The organism is Crenobacter intestini, from assembly GCF_004919095.1.
Classification (GTDB): Bacteria; Pseudomonadota; Gammaproteobacteria; order Burkholderiales; family Chromobacteriaceae; genus Craterilacuibacter; species Craterilacuibacter intestini.
Genome location: NZ_STGJ01000006.1, coordinates 155,946 through 173,373 on the forward strand (window position 1 = coordinate 155,946; position 17,428 = coordinate 173,373).

11 protein-coding genes are annotated in these 17,428 nt (G+C 69.4%); 3 read left to right on the forward strand and 8 right to left on the reverse strand.

Features of this window, described 5'->3' with window-relative positions; all coding sequences use genetic code 11:
• Positions 1 to 79: 79 nt before the first annotated feature.
• The 5 genes from E5K04_RS07105 to E5K04_RS07125 all read right to left on the reverse strand — a co-directional run bounded on the left by E5K04_RS07105 (position 80) and on the right by E5K04_RS07125 (position 6,074).
• The gene (locus tag E5K04_RS07105; protein WP_136552413.1) at positions 80 to 2,767 is read right to left on the reverse strand and encodes a calcium-translocating P-type ATPase, PMCA-type; all 2,688 of its coding nucleotides are present in this window, start codon (positions 2,765 to 2,767) and stop codon (positions 80 to 82) included.
• Complete coding sequence (locus tag E5K04_RS07110) at positions 2,764 to 3,696, reverse strand: sodium:calcium antiporter (protein ID WP_136552415.1); 933 nt, start codon at positions 3,694 to 3,696, stop codon at positions 2,764 to 2,766. Before E5K04_RS07110 ends, E5K04_RS07105 begins: the two co-directional genes overlap by 4 nt.
• Before the next feature lie 36 nt (positions 3,697 to 3,732).
• Entirely contained in the window at positions 3,733 to 4,596 is an 864-nt protein-coding gene (locus E5K04_RS07115) for a universal stress protein (RefSeq protein ID WP_136552417.1), read from the reverse strand.
• 90 nt (positions 4,597 to 4,686) lie between these two features.
• Complete coding sequence (locus E5K04_RS07120; RefSeq protein ID WP_136552419.1) at positions 4,687 to 5,049, reverse strand: cysteine-rich CWC family protein; 363 nt, start codon at positions 5,047 to 5,049, stop codon at positions 4,687 to 4,689.
• Positions 5,046 to 6,074, reverse strand: a complete 1,029-nt coding sequence (locus E5K04_RS07125) for an adenosine deaminase (RefSeq protein WP_136552421.1) — start codon at positions 6,072 to 6,074, stop codon at positions 5,046 to 5,048. The genes E5K04_RS07120 and E5K04_RS07125 overlap by 4 nt, the downstream gene beginning before the upstream one ends.
• Before the next feature lie 457 nt (positions 6,075 to 6,531).
• Here E5K04_RS07125 and E5K04_RS07130 point away from each other — a divergent pair, with 457 nt between their 5' ends.
• Complete coding sequence (locus E5K04_RS07130; protein ID WP_136552423.1) at positions 6,532 to 7,608, forward strand: hypothetical protein; 1,077 nt, start codon at positions 6,532 to 6,534, stop codon at positions 7,606 to 7,608.
• A gap of 58 nt (positions 7,609 to 7,666) precedes the next feature.
• On the opposite strand, the gene E5K04_RS07135 is transcribed toward E5K04_RS07130, so the two are convergent.
• Together E5K04_RS07135 and putA are read right to left on the reverse strand one after the other, a co-directional pair.
• Positions 7,667 to 8,896 carry a branched-chain amino acid ABC transporter substrate-binding protein gene (locus tag E5K04_RS07135; RefSeq protein WP_136552425.1) on the reverse strand — a complete coding sequence of 410 codons (1,230 nt, stop codon included), beginning with the start codon at positions 8,894 to 8,896 and terminating at the stop codon, positions 7,667 to 7,669.
• Between the two features lie 248 nt (positions 8,897 to 9,144).
• A complete protein-coding gene (gene putA, locus E5K04_RS07140; RefSeq protein WP_328591034.1) occupies positions 9,145 to 12,984 on the reverse strand; it encodes a trifunctional transcriptional regulator/proline dehydrogenase/L-glutamate gamma-semialdehyde dehydrogenase in 3,840 nt (1,279 codons plus the stop codon).
• Between putA and E5K04_RS07145 the strand changes: the two genes are divergently transcribed.
• On the forward strand, positions 12,901 to 13,464 hold the full coding sequence (locus E5K04_RS07145) for a DNA-3-methyladenine glycosylase I (RefSeq protein WP_136552427.1): 564 nt from the start codon (positions 12,901 to 12,903) through the stop codon (positions 13,462 to 13,464). The genes putA and E5K04_RS07145 overlap by 84 nt on opposite strands.
• A 40-nt stretch (positions 13,465 to 13,504) precedes the next feature.
• Positions 13,505 to 14,368 carry a KPN_02809 family neutral zinc metallopeptidase gene (ypfJ, locus tag E5K04_RS07150; protein ID WP_136552429.1) on the forward strand — a complete coding sequence of 288 codons (864 nt, stop codon included), beginning with the start codon at positions 13,505 to 13,507 and terminating at the stop codon, positions 14,366 to 14,368.
• Between the two features lie 58 nt (positions 14,369 to 14,426).
• On the opposite strand, the gene E5K04_RS07155 is transcribed toward ypfJ, so the two are convergent.
• Positions 14,427 to 17,276 (reverse strand): adenosylcobalamin-dependent ribonucleoside-diphosphate reductase, encoded by a 2,850-nt coding sequence (locus E5K04_RS07155; protein ID WP_136552431.1) that lies wholly within the window; start codon positions 17,274 to 17,276, stop codon positions 14,427 to 14,429.
• Between the last annotated feature and the right edge of the window lie 152 nt (positions 17,277 to 17,428).

The window sequence follows — 17,428 nt, forward strand, 5'->3', positions numbered from 1 at the left end:
ACACGCACGGCGCGGGCCCTGCCAAACGAAACGGGCCCGGCTGCCTGTCGCAACCGGGCCCGTCCGCACGCCCACCGTCCTATCTACGGGAGCAGAATAGCCGCAGCAAGAGCTTGCGCGCCTCTTCCAGCAACAGCGTGCTCGAGGCGACCGCCGCAGCGAGCGCCCACTGGCTGGCCGTGAGCTCGACGGTGTCGAACACCGCCTGCGCCGGCGCCCAGTGCACGACCAGCACCTGCAGCGCGACGACCCCGCCAAGCGCCAGCCACAGCTTGCCGTTGCTGAAGAACTGGCGGTTGAACGCAGAGCCGAACTCGGCGCGCGCGTTGAAGATATTGAAGAACTGGAACAGCACGAAGGTGGTGAACGCCAGCGTGCTTGCCGACGCCGCGTCACTTCCCCCCTGCGCCCACAGGTAGACGCCGAGGGTGCCGGCGGCCATCGTCGCGCCGTAGAGCATGATCCGCCACAGCCGCTGCCAGGACAGGATGGACGCGTCCGCCTCGCGCGGCGCGGCCTGCATCACCCCCTCGCGCGGGGGCTCGACGCCGAGCGTCATCGCCGGCGGCCCGTCCATGATGATGTTGACCCACAGCAGCTGGATCGCGGTGAACGGCGTGGCCAGCCCCAGCAACGGCGCGGCGAGCACGGTGAGGATGGCGCCGACGTTGGTCGAGAGCTGAAAGCGGACGAACTTGACGATATTGTCGTAGATGGTCCGCCCCTCCTCGATCGCGCGCACGATGGTCGCGAAGTTGTCGTCGGTGAGCACCAGCGTCGCCGCCTCCTTGCTCACCTCGGTGCCGGTGATGCCCATCGCGACACCGATGTCGGCCCGCTTGAGCGCCGGCGCGTCGTTGACGCCGTCGCCGGTCATCGCGACCACCTCGCCGCGCGCCTTGAGCGCCTCGACGATGCGCAACTTGTGCTCGGGCGCGACGCGCGCGAACACCGCGCTCCTGCCGACCACCTCTGAGAGCGCCTCGTCGGACAATGCGTCGAGCGCGCGCCCCTCGTGCACCTCGCCCTCGAGGCCCAGTTCGCGCGCGATCGCCGCGGCGGTCACCCGGTGGTCGCCGGTGATCATCTTCACGTCTATCCCTGCCGCCTGACACAGCGCGATCGCCGCGCGCGCCTCCGGGCGCGGCGGGTCGATGATGCCGATCAGCGCGACGAACGTCAGCTCGTCGACCCAGGCGAGCAGTTCGCCCCCCGGGTCGAATTCGTCGGCGGGGATCCAGCGCTCGGCCAGCGCGAGCACGCGCATCGCCTCGCCGGCCAGCGCGTCGTTCTCGGTAGCAAAACGCGCGCGCGCGGCTGCGTCCAGCGGCAAGGGGCCGTCCGCGCCGCGCCACGCGGCAGCGCGCCCGAGCAGCACGTCCGGCGCGCCTTTCACGCACATGCGCACATGGCTGCCCTCGTGGTGGAAGGTCGCCATGAACTTGACCGCCGAATCGAACGGGATCTCGGCGATGCGCGGACGGTGCGCCTGCGCGTCGGCCGCGTCCAGCCCCACCTTGGCCGCGAGCGCGAGCAAGGCGCCCTCGGTCGGGTCGCCGATCAACTCGCCGTCACGGATGCGCGCGTCGACGCACAGCGAAGCCGCGAGCAGCACTTCCCGCAAGGCGGCCGCCGGCAAGGGCCCGGCGATCCCGCCTTTCTCCCCGTAGCCCTCGCCGCTGACCGCGTGGCGCTCGCCCGCCGTGTAGAGCACGCGCGCGGTCATCTGGTTGAGCGTCAGCGTGCCGGTCTTGTCCGAGCAGATCACCGTGGTGCAGCCCAGCGTCTCGACGGCGGCGAGGCGCTTGACGATCGCCTGGTGCTTGGCCATGCGGTGCATGCCCAAGGCGAGCGTCACCGTCACCACCGCGGGCAGGCCCTCGGGGATCGCGGCAACCGCCAGCGCGATGGCGACCATCGCAGTCTCGACCAGCGGCTCGCCGCGCGCGATGCCGAGCACGAACATCAGCGCGACCACCGCGCAGGCGATCAGCCCGAGCCGCTTGCCCAGCACGTCGAGCTGGCGCTGCAGGGGGGTCGCCCCCTCCGCGGTCTCGGCGAGCAGGCCGGCCAGTTGCCCCATCTCGGTACGCATGCCGGTCGCGGTGACCATCGCCTCGATGCGGCCGCGGGTGAGCACCGTGTTCATGAACACCAGGTTGCTGCGCTCGGCCAGCGGCGTCTCCGCCGCCAGCGTGTCGGTGAGCTTGGCCACCGGATGCGCCTCGCCGGTGAGCGCCGCCTCGGCCACTTCGGCGCCGTGCGCCGACAGCACCCGCGCGTCGGCGCCGACCCTGTCGCCCGCCTCCAGGAGCAGCACGTCGCCCGGCACCAGCGTCGCCGCGTCGACCTGGCACACCTCGCCACCGCGGCGCACGCGCGCCACCGGCGCGAGCATGCCCTTGAGCGCGGCGAGCGCCGCCTCGGCGCGGTGCTCCTGCACGAAACCCAGTGTCGCGTTGAGGACCACCACCACCACGATCACCACCGCGTCCTTCAGTTCACCAACCACGCCGGCGAGCAGTGCCGCGCCGAGCAGGATCAACACCAGCAGGCCCTTGAACTGGTCGGCAAACTTGAGCCAGGCGCTGCGCGGCGGCACCTCGGCCAGCCGGTTTTCGCCGGTGTCGGCCAGGCGCTGCTCCGCTTCGTCGGCTGACAGGCCGGCCAAGGCATCGCTCGCCAGGCGGGTGACGACATCACGAGGCTCGATGGCGTGCCAGGATTCGGTAGCGGGTCGGGCCCGGCGGCCCGCGGTTTCATTCATTGCAAGGTTCCCCAAACAAAGCCTGCGTAGAGCGACAGCAAAAGCACGCCGCGGCCGCGGCCGATCAGCCCCTCTGCATTGGGGCGCAGCAGCAGCAAGGCGGTGATGCCGCAGGCGAGCGTCAGCGCCACCTCGGCGCGCGGCACGGCGATCGGGTGGATCAGGCCGGCGACGCCGACGATGGCCAGCCCGTTAAACAGGTTGCTGCCGATCAGGGTGCCGACGCCGATGTCGTCGTGGCCGCGCAGGCGCGACAACAGCACCGTCACCAGTTCCGGCAGCGAAGTGCCGAAGGCGACCAGCAGCACGCCGACCACGTAGCCGCCGACGCCGAACGACGCGGCGACGCCGCTTGCACCCAGCACGAACAGGCGGCCGGCCAGCACGAGGCAGGCGAGACCGGCCACCCCGAGCAAGGCGATGCGGCCGGCCGGAAGATGCGGCGCGCCAGTGTCGCGAGCGTCGGCACGCGAAGCGCGCACCGCTCGCAGCGTCCACATCAGCCATCCGGCAAACACTGCCAACAGCAACAGTGCCTCGGCCCGCGAGAGGACGCCATCCATCAGGAACAGGAAAGTGAGCAGCGGCGCGAATAGCGCGAGCTTGTAGTCGGCGCCCAGAGCCCCCGCATCGGCGCGCACCGGCGCGAACAGCAGGGCCAGGCCGAAGATCAGCGCGATATTGGCGACGTTGCTGCCCAGCGCGTCACCCAGACCGATCTGCGGCGAGCCGGACAGCGCGGCGACCGTCGAGACAGTCAACTCGGGGCTGGAGGTCGCGCACGCTGCCAGCGTGGTCGCGACCACCGCCTTGGGCACCCTGAACGCGCCCGACGCGCCGACAATCGCGCGCAGGAACGTTTCGCCGCCAAGCGCGGCGAGCACCACTGCCCCCGCCAGCAAGCAGATATCGGCAAGCGCAACCGGCATGCCCCCCCCCTTTGGTCCGGTCAGGCCAGGTTTACGTCAGCACACCAGCACGTCGCACGGCGCGTAATACGCCAGGAAACGCGGCACGCTGCCCATGATGGCCTCCTCGACACGGGTACCGCCATGCTTGCCGACGGCGATCAGCCCCGCGCCCAGTTCGCGCACGGCTTCGGGCAGCGCCGGGTTGGGGTCGCCGTACACCACACGGCCGTCGACTGCGCCGCCGTACGGGGCGACCAGCGCGTCCATGCTCTCTTTCGCCGCGTCGGCTTCGTCGGAGACGTAGCGCAGGATGTCCTGCTCGGGGAAGTGCTTGTAGCGCATCGCCGCCTCGAAGGGCGCGGTGTACGCGTGCACGGCAGCCAGGGGCGCCGCGCCGCCGACCGTCCGCGCCGTGTCGATCACGATGGCGGAGCGCGGGCCCAGATCGACCGCGGCGATCAGTTGCGTGTAGTCGGCGCGCGCCTCTTCGCGCACCACCAGCACCGGGCAACGCGACTGCGACAGGATGCGCGCGGCGCTGCCGCCCAGGAAAAACTGCTGGAGCAGGCCCTTGCCGTGGGCGCCGATCACCACCAAATCGGGCAGAAAGCTCTCGGCCGCGTCGGCGACCACCCGGTGGGTGCGCCCCTCGCCCACCTCGAAGCTGACCTGGCCGACGCCCATCGCGTCGACCTCGGCCAACAGTTCACCGGCGATGGCCTCGGCAGCCGAGCGCATCTGCAGGTCGACCTGCGTATGCTCGCCGAAGGCCGACTGCAAGGTGGCAAAACGCGGCAGCGCGTGCACCAGCAGAAGCTTGGCGCCGTCGCGTGCGGCAAGCAGGGCCGCACGGCGGACCGCGGCGTTGCCCAGCGGGGAAAAATCGGTCGCGACCAGGATGCGTTCGAGTGCAGGCATGTCGTCCTCCATAACGACTTTGTCATACCCGTTCGTCCGGGCCCGCGCCGATTAGTTCCCCTTTTCCATTCAAGGATTTGCGAAGGAGGCTCAGCGCGCGTCGAAAGGCAGGCCGCGCGCCGCGTGTTCGGCGGCGAGGCGCGCGCGCAGGCAGTCCGGGCACAGGCAGTCGGCGACGCCGGGCGTCGGCGGCAGCACGTTGGGCAGGTCGTTGCACCAGCAACTGCCGTCCTTGCCGCCGCTGCCGCAACCGAACGCCGCCCCGCAGGCATCGCAGCGTTTCTCGCGCACCCGCGGCTTGAGCGACAACAGCCGCGCCCACACCGCGCGCTTTTCTTCGTCATCCATCGCCGACCACGCGGCGATCTCGTCGACCGTCCGCTGGCAGCCGGTGCAGGTCTGCGTGGCCGCGTCCAGCGCGCACGCGCCGACGCAAGGCGACACCACGCTCATGTGCCCTCCCGCCATGCCTGCAACTCGGCGTCGACCTGGGCGATGTAGCGCGCCTGCTCGGCCTCGGGCAGCCAGCTCGCCTCGAAGCCGTTCTTCACCAGTTGCACGATGTCGTCCGCGTCAAGGGACAGCGCCTGCTGACAAGCGACGTAGTTGTCGCCGACATAGCCGCCGAAGTAGGACGGGTCGTCCGAGTTGACCGTCGCGCACAGCCCCAACGCCAGCATTTTCTTCAGCGGGTGGTGAGCGAGGGTGTCGACCACGCAGAGCTTCAGGTTGGAGAGCGGGCACACCGTCAGCGGCATGCGGCTTGCGGCGAGCTTCTCCACCAGCGCGTCGTCTTCCAGCGCGCGCACGCCGTGGTCGACCCGGCACACGCCAAGCGCGAGCGCCTGCCACACGTACCCGGGCGGCCCCTCCTCGCCCGCATGCGCGACCACCAGCTTGCCAAGCGCGCGGCAGCGCTCGAACAGCCGCGCGAATTTCTCCGGCGGGTGGCCGACCTCGCTCGAATCGAGGCCGAAGCCGTCGATCGCGTCCAGCCAGGGCAGCGCTTGCTCAAGCGTCGCCATGCCGTCTTCTTCGCTTAAGTGGCGCAGGAAGGAGAGGATCAGCCGGGAACTCATGCCCCACTTCGCATGCGCGTCGGCCAGCGCACGGCGGATGCCGGCGAGCACCACGGCGAAGGGCACGCCGCGCGCGGTATGCGTCTGCGGGTCGAAGAAGATCTCGGTGTGCACCACCTTGTCCTGGTGGGCGCGCTCAAGGTAGGCGAAGGTCAGCCGGTAGAAGTCGTCCTCGTCCTGCAGCACGCCGGCGCCGGCGTAGTAGAGGTCGAGGAAGGATTGCAGGTCGGAAAAATCGTACGCGGCACGCAGCGCGGCGACGTCGGCGTACGGCAGGGTCACGCCGTTCTTCCCGGCGAGTTCGAACATCAGCTCGGGCTCGAGTGTCCCCTCGATATGCAGGTGCAGCTCGGTCTTGGGCAGCCGCGCGATCAGCGCGGCGACGGCAGGCTCGGTCATGGTGCTTCCTCGTGAAAACTCGCGCGCATGATAACACCGAGCGCGCCTGCGCGTTTTTTGGGCAAGCGCTCTACACGCCCCGCCCGCCGCGGCTTGCCGCCAGGCGCCCACAAGCTGTCCACAGGCTTGTCCGCAGCGGCGGTGGATAGCCGGCCCAGACTGCCTTGTTTTTAGGCAACACCGGCTTTCAGCTTACGGATCAGCGCCTTGGCGCAACCATCCACAAGCGCCCCACACCCTTGTGCGCAGCGTCTGTGCAAAAAGCCCCCGGCCAAAACCGCCTGCCATCCGCTAGCCGGTGCGCGCCGGCGCTTGCGATCGGCGCGTCCGGCCGCAGCCGCTTACGCGGACGCCTGTTCATCTAGGCTCCGCCCGCTGCCGGTCACGCGTTGACAGGCCAGCCAGCAGCCCCAGACAATAGCAGATACATATAAAAACACCCCGCCATTTCAAGCAGATGCCATCCTCTTCATCCTCCGCGCTGCTGCTGACGCTCGGCGCGGCGCTGCTGCCCAGCGCCGAGGCCGCACTCGGCCCTTTGCGCACGCTTGACGCGCCCGAAGGACAGCTGCGCGCCTATGCTCTCGCCGGCCCGGCCGAGGGTGGCGCCTTGCCCGTGGCAAGGCTCATCGACGGCACGCGTTACGGCCTCGCCTCGCCAAGCCCGGCCGCCGGCCAGCTGGCGATCAGCGTCAGCCCAGACGCGGACGGTATCTGGCGGGTCGGTGTCGAAGGGCCGGCGCCGGCCCGCGGCGAGACGCTGCGCTTCGCGGTCGAGCTCAGCTGGGAAGGCGGCCGCTGGGTGCGCGCGTACACGGTGCGTACCCGGCCGGCGCCGCCGGCGGACGGCGCGACAAGCGCGCCCGCCGCGCGCAGCCACATGGTCAGGCGCGGCGACACCCTGCTCGCGCTCGCCAAACGCTACTATCCGGCCCACTCCGCGCAGGCGGCACGCGCGATCTTCCGGGCCAACCCGCACGCGTTCGCGGGCGACAGCCCGGACATGCTGCTCGCCGGGGCGACGCTCAGACTGCCGGCCACCCTGCCGGCAGCCGCTACCACCCAACAAGCCGCCGCGAAGGCGGCCCGGCCGGCCGCCCTGCCCGTGCCTGCCCAGCCGCCGCGCGCGACGGTGCGCGCGACTCCCTTAGCCGCCACCGCGGCAAAGGCCACGCCGGCAGCGACGCTGCCGTCTTCCCCGCCTCCGGAGAAGCCCGCGCCAGCACCCGACGCACCGACGACACCCGCCCAGCCGCCCCAGGCGACGGAAAGCGGCGCGCGGCCGGTTGCCGACGCCCAGGCGGCCGAACGACGCCAGGTCATGCTCAGCGAAGCCAAGCGCCGGCTCGCCGCGCTGGAGGCCGAAGTCGCGCGGCTGCAGGCGGCGCCTCCACCGCCCTCGCCCGAAACCGACGACGCCGCACTCGACGCCGCGGTGATCGACTACGTCACCACCGGCGCGGGCGGGCTTGCGGTGCTGTCCTTGCTCGCCTGGCAGCTCGCCCGCCGCCGCGCACGCCAGGGCGCCGCCTGACGCCGGAAACAAAAAAGCCGCCAGGGGGACCCTGGCGGCTTTTTGTCGGAGAGGCAGCTTACTGCGCGGCAGACGCGGCGGGTGCTGCAGCCGGTGCGCCGCCGCCCACGGTTTCCAGTACTACCCAGTCACCGTTCTTCACCTGGTAGACGGTGATGCCGCCGTCCTTGAGGTCACCCTTGTCGTCGTACGCCCAGTTGCTGGTGGTCACGCCGTCGGTGTAGGCGTTGCCAGCCAGTTGCGGCAGGTACTTGGCCGGGTCGGTCGAGTCGGCCTTCTTCATGGCGGCGATCATCGCGCGGGCGGCGTCGTAGCCGTACGGCGAGTAGGTGGCGACGTCGGTGTTGAAGCGAGCCTTGTAGCGGGTCTCGTAGTCCTTGCCCTTGGGCATCTGCGCGAGCGGCAGGCCAGCCAGCGAGGCGATGGTGCCTTCGGCTTCCTTGCCGGCCAGCTTCACAAAGTTCGGGGTCTTGGTCATTTCGCCGGACACCAGCGGCGCCTTGATGCCCAGACGCTTCATCTGCTTGGCCATCGGCGCGGACTGCGCGTCGGCGCCGCCGAAGAAGATGATGTCAGGGTTCTGCGCCTTGATGCTGGTCAGGATCGCGGCGAAGTCGGTCGCCTTGTCGTTGGTGAACTCGCGCTTGCTGACGGTGCCGCCGGCGGCCTTGACCGCCTTCTCGAACTCGTCGGCCAGGCCCTGACCGTAAGCGGTGCGGTCGTCGACGATCACGATGTTCTTCGCGCCGAGCTTCTCGACCACGTACTTGCCCATCACCGAGCCTTGCTGGGTGTCGGAGGTCATCGAGCGGAAGGTGTTCTTGAAGCCCTGCTGGGTGAACGCCGGCGCGGTCGCCATCGCGACCATCGGGATGCCTGCGTCGGAGTAGATCTTGGACGCCGGGATCGAGGTGCCGGAGTTGAAGTGGCCGACCACGCCGTTGACCTTGTCGTCGGCGAACTTCTGCGCGACCTGGGTCGCGGCCTTCGGGTCAGCCTGGTCGTCCTCGGCCACCAGTTCGAAAGTCACAGCCTGCCCGCCGATCATCGGCTTCTCGGCGTTGGCGTCCTCGATCGCCAGCGTCACGCCGTTCTTGTACTCCTCGCCGTAGTGCGCCTGCGGGCCGGTCAGCGGCGCGGCGAAGCCGATCTTCACCACGTTGCCGCTCGCGGCGGCGGCGGAAGCCTCGGCACCCGGAGCGGCCGCCTCTTCCTTCTTGCCGCAGGCGGCGAGGGTCAGGGCAGCGGCGACAGCCAGGGTCAGGGTCGAGCGTCGGGTCAGTAGCATGTGTTTCCTCATCGATCAGGGGGTTATCGATCTGCCATTACGGATTGATGGCAGTCCGAACCTCTAAAAACCGTCGGCATATTGCGCCGCTTGCAGACAAAATACAAGAGGCAATCGCCGGCTTTTTCAAACGCGTTAAACGCCATAAGAATATCGGCAAATACCGACGCCGCGCCTGCCCCGGCAGGGCCGCCGCGCACACAAAAAAGGGCGCCCGCGAGGGGGCGCCCTGCCATCCTGCTACGCGCTTATTCGGCCAGCGTCATCAGGCTGGCGTTGCCGCCGGCGGCGGTGGTGTTGACAGAAAGCGCGCGCTCGGCGACCAGCCGCAGCAGGGTCGAGCGCTCGACGCGCGCCTCGATGAGCGGCACCAGCGCGCCGTCACGCGCGGCCAGGCGAGCACGCAGCGCGGCGTCGTCCGCCGCGGCGAGCACCATCTCGACCTCGGCGGCGCATACGTCGTCGCACAGCGTCACCCAGCCCCCCAGCACGTGCGCGATCTCGTCCGTGCCGTCGCCGCGTTCGAGCACCACGCGGTTGCCGCTGGCGAAGGCGAGCATCAGCTGCTCGAGCAGCGCCTCGCGGTCGCCACCGGCGCAGCCGACCACCCCGCGCGGGCGGAAACTAAGCGCGTTGCGCTCGCCGGTCGGCCCAGGCAGCACCACCTCGACCCCCAGCGGCGTCTGTTCGCGCAGCCATGCGGCACGCGCGCGCAGCGCGCCCAGCGCCTCGGCCGGCGCAAGCGTGGGCAAGGCGGCCTCCAGCGCGTCAAGCGCCGGCAGTTCGGGCTTGCCCTGCGGCAGGGCCGGCGTCCAGTCGCCACGGGTCAGGCGGAACAGGTAGAGCGGGCCGCCGGCCTTGGGGCCAGTACCGGACTTGCCTTCGCCGCCGAAGGGCTGCACGCCGACCACCGCGCCGACGATGTTGCGGTTCACGTAGACGTTGCCCGCGCGCACCGCGCCGGTCACCTCGGCGATGGTCTCGTCGATCCGCGTGTGCAGGCCGTGCGTGAGCGCGTAACCGGTCGCGTTGATCTCCTCGAGCACGCGGCCAAGGTCGGCCGCGTCGTAGCGCAGCACGTGCAGCACCGGGCCGAACACCTCGCGCGTCAACAGCGACAGGGTGTCGATCTCGAACATCACCGGCGCGACGAAGGAGCCGTCCGCGCAGGCGTCGGGCAGCGCGAGCAGGTGGCTGTCCCGTGCCCTTGCCTGCATCACGTCGATGTGGCGCGCAAGGTTCGCGCGCGCCTCCTCGTCGATCACCGGGCCGACGTCGGTTTCCAACTGCGCCGGGTCGCCGATAACCAGCTCGTCCATCGCGCCCTTGAGCATGGCGACCACCTTGTCGGCGATCTCGTTCTGCAGGTAGAGCACGCGCAGCGCCGAGCAGCGCTGGCCGGCCGAGTCGAACGCCGAGGCGAGCACGTCGTTCACCACCTGTTCGGGCAGCGCCGAGCTGTCGACGATCATCGCGTTCTGGCCGCCGGTCTCGGCGATCAGTACCGGCGCGTCTTCGCGCGCGGCGAGCGTGCGGTTGATCAGCTGGGCGACCTCGGTCGAGCCGGTGAAGATCACGCCCTGGATGCGCGCGTCGCGCACCAGCGCGGCGCCGACTGTCGCGCCGTCGCCCGGCAGCAACTGCAGCACGTCGCGCGGCACGCCGGCCTCGTGCAGCAGGCGCACCGCGTACGCGGCGATCAGGCTGGTCTGCTCGGCCGGTTTGGCGAGCACGGTGTTGCCGGCCACCAAGGCGGCCGCCACCTCGCCGACGAAGATCGCCAGCGGGAAGTTCCACGGGCTGATGCACACCACCGGCCCCAGCGCCGGGTGGCGTGCGTTGTCGAGCCGCGCGGCGGCTTCGGCCGCGTAGTAGCGGCAGAAGTCGACCGCCTCGCGCACCTCGGCGATCGCGTTGGGCAGCGTCTTGCCCGCCTCGCGCACCGCCAGCATCATCAGCGCAGGCGTATGCGCCTCCATCAGGTCGGCCATCGCGGCAAGACACGCCGCGCGCGCCTGCGGGGCCGTCGCCGCCCAGCCAGGCGCGGCGGCGGTGGCGGCGGCAAGCGCCAGGTCGACCTCCTCCTCGCCCGCGTCGTGCACCACGCCGACCACGTCGTCCTGCCGCGCCGGGTTGCGCACGAAGCGGGTGGTGCCGGTCTCGACGTCGCCGTGGGCGAGCATCGGCAGCGCGCGCCACGCCTGCGCCTCGGCCGCCGTCAGCCCCGCGCCCAGCGCGCCCAGCGCGTGTTCGTTGACAAGGTCGAGCCCGCGCGAATTGACACGCGGCAGGTAGAGGTCCAGCGGCAAGGCGATGCCGCCGTGCGGGGTGCCGGCCAGTTCGGCCGCCGCAGCGACCGGGTCGGCGACCAGTTCGGCCACCGGCACCGCCTCGTCGACGATGCGGTTGACGAAGGACGAGTTCGCGCCGTTCTCGAGCAGGCGGCGCACCAGGTAGGCAAGCAGCGTCTCGTGCGAGCCGACCGGCGCGTAGATACGGCAGGGCTTATCAAGCTGCCCCTGGCCGACCACCTGGTCGTACAGCGTCTCGCCCATGCCGTGCAGGCACTGGAATTCGTAGTCCTTGCCCGCAGCCAGATGGTAGACCGCCGACAGGGTGTACGCGTTGTGCGTGGCGAACTGCGGGTAGACCGCGTCCTGCGCCCCGAGCAGTTTCTTCGCGCACGCAAGGTAGGACACGTCGGTGTACACCTTGCGCGTATACACCGGGAAGCCGCTCGCGCCGTCGACCTGCGCGCGCTTGATCTCGGCGTCCCAGTACGCGCCCTTCACCAGGCGCACCATGAAGCGGTGGCCGGTACGCCGCGCCAGTTCGACCAGGTAATCGATCACGAACGGACAGCGCTTCTGGTACGCCTGCACGACGATGCCGATGCCCTTGAAGCCGGCGAGGTCCGCGTCTTCCGCCAGCGCCTCGATCAGGTCGAGCGACAGCTCGAGGCGGTCGGCCTCTTCCGCGTCGATGTTGAGGCCGATGTCGTAATCGCGCGCCAACAGGAACAGCCCCTTCAGGCGCGGCAGCAATTCGGCCATCACCCGCTCGCGCTGCGCGCGGCTGTAGCGCGGGTGGATCGCCGAGAGCTTGACCGAGATGCCCGGCCCCTCGTACACGCCGCGGCCGGCGGATGCCTTGCCGATCGCGTGGATCGCGCCGACGTAGTCGGCGAGGTAACGCTGCGCGTCGGCCTCGGTCAGCGCGGCCTCGCCCAGCATGTCGTAGGAGAAGCGGTAGCCGCGCGCCTCGCGCTCGCGGCCGTTCGAGAGTGCCTCGTCTATCGTCTCGCCGGTGACGAACTGGCGGCCCAGCATGCGCATCGCCATGTCGACGCCCTTGCGGATCAAGGGCTCGCCGCCCTTGGCGATCAGCCGCGTCATCGCCGCGCCCAGCCCGCCTGCCGAGTGCGAGGTCACCAGCTTGCCGGTGACCACCAGCCCCCACGCCGCCGCGTTGACGAACAGCGACGACGAGTTGCCCAGGTGGCTCTTCCAGTCGCCGCGGCCGATCTTGTCGCGGATCAGGCGGTCGGCGGTCGCGCGGTCCGGGATGCGCAGCAGCGCCTCGGCCAGGCACATCAGCGCGATGCCCTCGTCGCTGGAGAGCGAGAACTCGTGCATCAGCGCGTCGACGCCGCTGGCGCGCGTGCGCTCGCGGCGCACTTCGCCGACCAGCCGCGCGGCCATCTGCTGTACCGACTCGACCATCGCCGGCGCCATGGTGGCCTGCGCGAAGAGGCCTTGCACGCATTCGCGTTCGTCGCGGCGCCAGGCGCTGGTGATCGCGTCGCGCAGCGGCGACTGTTCGCGGGCGTAGCTCGGGAAGGGCATGGTGGTTTCCTGTTGAGTGTTTGCAATGCGTGCGTAATTGTATCCAATCGACAATCGCTCGCAATTGCTTTGACATATCACGTCGCATTTGCCCGTGCCGCTGTCGCGCACCGGCAACATCAGCCTCAGCATAGAATGCCAACCAAGGAGGAAACGACGATGGAACACCAGCGCTGCCCGTGGTGCGGGACCGACCCGCTGTACACCGCCTACCACGACCATGAGTGGGGCCAACCCGTGCATGACGACACCCGCCTCTTCGAGATGCTGGTGCTCGAGGGCGCGCAGGCCGGCCTCGCGTGGATCACCATCCTCAGGAAGCGCGACGCCTACCGGCAGGCTTTTCACGGTTTTGACCCGGCGCGCGTCGCGGCGATGGACGACGCACAACTGGAAACCCTGCGCCTCAACCCCGGCATCGTGCGCAACCGGCTGAAGATCGCAAGCGCCCGGCGCAACGCACGCGTCTTCCTGCGCATGCAGGCCGAACACGGCAGCTTCGCGCGCTGGCTGTGGGCGCACGTGGACGGACAGCCCGTCGTCAACCGCCCGCTCAGCATGGCCGAGGTGCCCGCAAGCACACCGCTCTCCGACACGGTCAGCCGGGAACTCAAGAAGGCCGGCATGAATTTTGTCGGCAGCACCATCATCTACGCCTACCTGCAGGCGGTCGGCGTGGTCAACGACCACCTGGCCGACTGCCCGCAAGCCGACCTTGCCTGAACCGCGCGAGCCGCTAGCCTGAGAGCCAGGAGGTGGCAGCATGCAATGGAAGGACCGTCGCGCCAGCGACAACGTGGAAGACCGCCGGGGGATGGGCCGCGCACCGGGGCTGGGCGGCAAGGTCGGCATCGGCACCATCGTGATCGCGCTTGTCGCGTGGTGGCTGTTCGACGTCAACCCGCTGACCGTGCTGGGCTTGGCCGGTGGCGGCGACGCGCCGGCGACGGAACAGCAGGTGGCACCGCAGGCGCCGCCCGCGAGCGACGAGGCGGCGCGCTTCGCGTCGGTGATCCTCGCCGACACCGAAGACGTCTGGCAAAAACAGTTTGCCGACGCCGGGCAGGCCTACCGCGCGCCGGTGCTGGTGTTGTTTGGCGGCAGCACCGCGACCGCCTGCGGCGAGGGGCAGTCGGCGATGGGGCCGTTCTACTGCCCGCTCGATGGCAAGGTCTACCTCGACCTCGACTTCTTCCGCACCCTGCATCAGGAACTGGGCGCGCCGGGCGACTTCGCGCAGGCCTACGTGATCGCGCACGAGGTCGGTCACCATGTGCAGAACCTGCTTGGCGTGTCGGAAAAGGTGCGCGCGCTGCGTTCCCGCATGGACGAGGCCGGCGCCAACGCGCTGTCGGTGCGCCAGGAGTTGCAGGCCGACTGTCTGGCCGGCGTATGGGCGCACCACTCGGGTGGCAGCCGCAGCATGATGGAAGCCGGCGACCTCGAGGAAGGGCTGAATGCAGCCTCGCGTATCGGCGACGACACCCTGCAGCGCTCGGCCGGCCGCGCGGTGGTGCCCGACAGCTTCACCCACGGCAGCAGCGAGCAGCGGGTGCGCTGGTTCCGCCGCGGATTCGACAGCGGCAACATGCGCGAGTGCGACACCTTCGCCGCCAAGGCGCTGTAGGCCAAACGCAAAAAACCCCGCGATTCATCGCGGGGTTTCCTTTTGGGGGAGCCTGCGCTTAGCCGCAGGCGCCGACGTGGCCGCAGGCGGTGCAGAACTCGCAGCCGTCCTTCTTGATCAGCGCGTGGTTGCCGCACTCCGGGCACTTCTTGCCGGCCAGGGGCTGCACCGACACGTTGGACTCGCCCTCGAACAAATCGGCCTGCTCGGGGACCATCACGCCCATTTCCTCGACCGGCACGCCCTCCTCGGTCAGGATGCCGAGCATCGCGTAGCGGTGGATCAGCAGGCGCGCGATATACGCGACGGTCGACGGCCAGCTCTGCGACTTGTCGAGGCCCGGGATGCGCGCGAAGAAGTCGCCCTGCGGCTCGGCGTAGGTCAGAAGCTTGCGCAGCTTCATGCCGATCCAGGCCGGGTCGATCACGCGCATGTCGAGGCTGAGCATCTTGCACAGGCCGTCCAGTTCGCTCGGGTAGCTGCCGGCCAGCCACATCGAGAACGGGCGGCGCTGGCCGTTCGGCAGCACCAGTTCCTTCACGAACAGCACGAAGTCGTCTTCGGTCTGCGGGTTCACCACGTCGACCGACCAGCTCATGGTGCCGTCGGTACCCGACTTGGGCTCCTTCTTGGCGAACAGCGCGTCGACCACCGGGGTCGCCTCGCCCGCTTCCACTTCCAGCGCGCCCAGCTGGCTCACGCGGTGCATCACCACCTGCCCCAGCGCGGCGGCGGCGCTGGTCGCGTAGACGGTCTTCTCGCCCAGCTCGAACGCGTAGCGCTTGTCGCCGCCGGTCTTGGCCAGTGCCTCGAGCTTGCTCTTCAGCCACGCGCGGTCACGGCAGCGCATGTCCATCGACAGCGTCTTGGCGATCGCGGAGAGGCCGCGCTGCTCTTCGGTCGCGTTGACCCAGCACTCGAACGGCGTGCTGCGGCCGTTCTCGACGTGGCCGACCACCACCGCGAAGTCGCCGGCGTCGCCCTCGACCATATAGGTCCACGACGGGTTGCCTTCCTTCATCTTCGGTCGGTTCGGCCACTTGAGCGAGGCCAGCGCCGGGCTCGGCGCGGTGTTCAGCGTGATGCGGCGGTCCGGGTCACCGTCCTGGCTCGCGGACAGGTCCTGCGGCGCGGCCGAGGTCGGCTCGACCGACAGCACCGAACCCAACACACTGTTCGGGCGGTAGGTGGTGATGCCCTTCAGGCCGGCGCGCCACGCCTCGATGTACAGGCTCTCGAAGTCGGCGAACGGGTAGTCGACCGGCACGTTGACCGTCTTGGAGATCGCGGTGTCGATGAAGGGCGCGACGGCGGCGACCATGTTCATGTGGTCGAGCGCGCTCATGCTCATCGCCGAGACGAAGTACTCGGGCAGCTTGTCGGTGTCGCCGCCCATCATCCGCCATACGCGGTAGGCGTGGTCTTCGACCAGGTACTCCTGCGTGCCGCCATCGGCCATGCGCTTCTTGCGGGTGTAGGACCAGGAGAACGGCGGCTCGATGCCGTTGGACGCGTTGTCCGCGAACGCGAGCGAGATGGTGCCGGTCGGCGCGATCGACAGCAGGTGCGAGTTGCGGATGCCGTGCTTCCTGATGCGCGCCTTGATCGCGTCAGGTAGGCGGCTCGCGCAGTGCGGCTCGGCCAGATACTTGTCGGCGTCAAACAGCGGGAACGCACCCTTCTCGGCGGCGAGGTCGACCGACGCGTCGTACGCGGCGTCGCGCATCGCCTCGGAAATCTTCGCGGCGAAACGGCGGCCCTCTTCGCTGTCGTAGCGCAGCTTCATCATGATCAGCGCGTCACCGAGGCCGGTGAAACCGAGGCCGACGCGGCGCTTGTTCTGCGCCTCGCGCTCCTGCTCCTTGAGCGGCCACACGGTCAGGTCCAGCACGTTGTCGAGCATGCGCACCGACATGCGCACCACCTTCTCGAAGGCCTTGAAATCGAACGACGGCTTGTCGCCGAACGGCTGGCGCACGTACTTGCACAGGTTGACCGAACCCAGGTCGCAGCAGCCGTAGTCGGGCAGCGGCTGCTCGCCGCACGGGTTGGTCGACTCGATCACCTCGCAGTAGGAGAGGTTGTTGTCGCGGTTGATCTTCGACATGAAGAGCACGCCCGGCTCGGCGTGGTCGTAGGTCGAGACCATGATCTGGTGCCACAAATCGCGCGCACGCACGGTGCGGTACACCCAGCGGCCGTCGTCGCGGCGGTAGCTGTCCGGGAAGGCGTCAGACGCCGGCTCGACCTCGTGGGTCAGCGCCCACGCGCCGTCGGCCTCGACCGCCTGCATGAATTCGTCGGAGACGCCGACCGAGATATTGAAGTTCCTGAGGTCGCCCTGGTCCTTGGCGTGGATGAAGTCTTCCACGTCCGGGTGGCTGACGTCGAGCACGCCCATCTGCGCGCCGCGGCGCGCGCCGGCGGATTCGACGGTCTCGCAGCTGCGGTCGAACACGCGCATGTAGGACACCGGGCCGGACGCGCGGCTGTTGGTGCCCTTGACGCGGGCGCCCTTCGGACGAATGCGGCTGAAGTTGTAGCCGACGCCGCCGCCGCGGCGCATGGTCTCGGCCGCCTGCAACAGCGCCTCGTAGATGCCGACCTTGCCGCCCTGCGGCTCGGACACCGAGTCGGCGACCGGCTGCACGAAGCAGTTGATCAGCGTCGCCTTGAGGTCGGTACCGGCGGCGGAGTTGATGCGCCCGCCCGGGATGAAGCCGTTGTCGAGGGCTTCGAAGAACAGCGGTTCGAAACGGGACGGGTCCTTTTCCAGCTGGGCCAAAGCGCGCGCGACGCGGTGGCGCACCTCGGCGACCGACTGCTCGCCTGCCTTGGCGTACTTCTCGAGCAGCACTTCACGCGAGATGTCCTGTTCAGCCATCAAGGCCACGTTTTCCTGTTTCACGCTGTCATCTCCCTTTATTACAAAACCAATATATATGCGAGCCAAGCGCGCATGGTACACAAAATGTAGTCGACCCACCACATTGACACGCGCGCCGTTTTGCGCCTTTCCCACGCGGGCCGCCCAAGGCGGCCGCAACGCTTTAAGGGCGC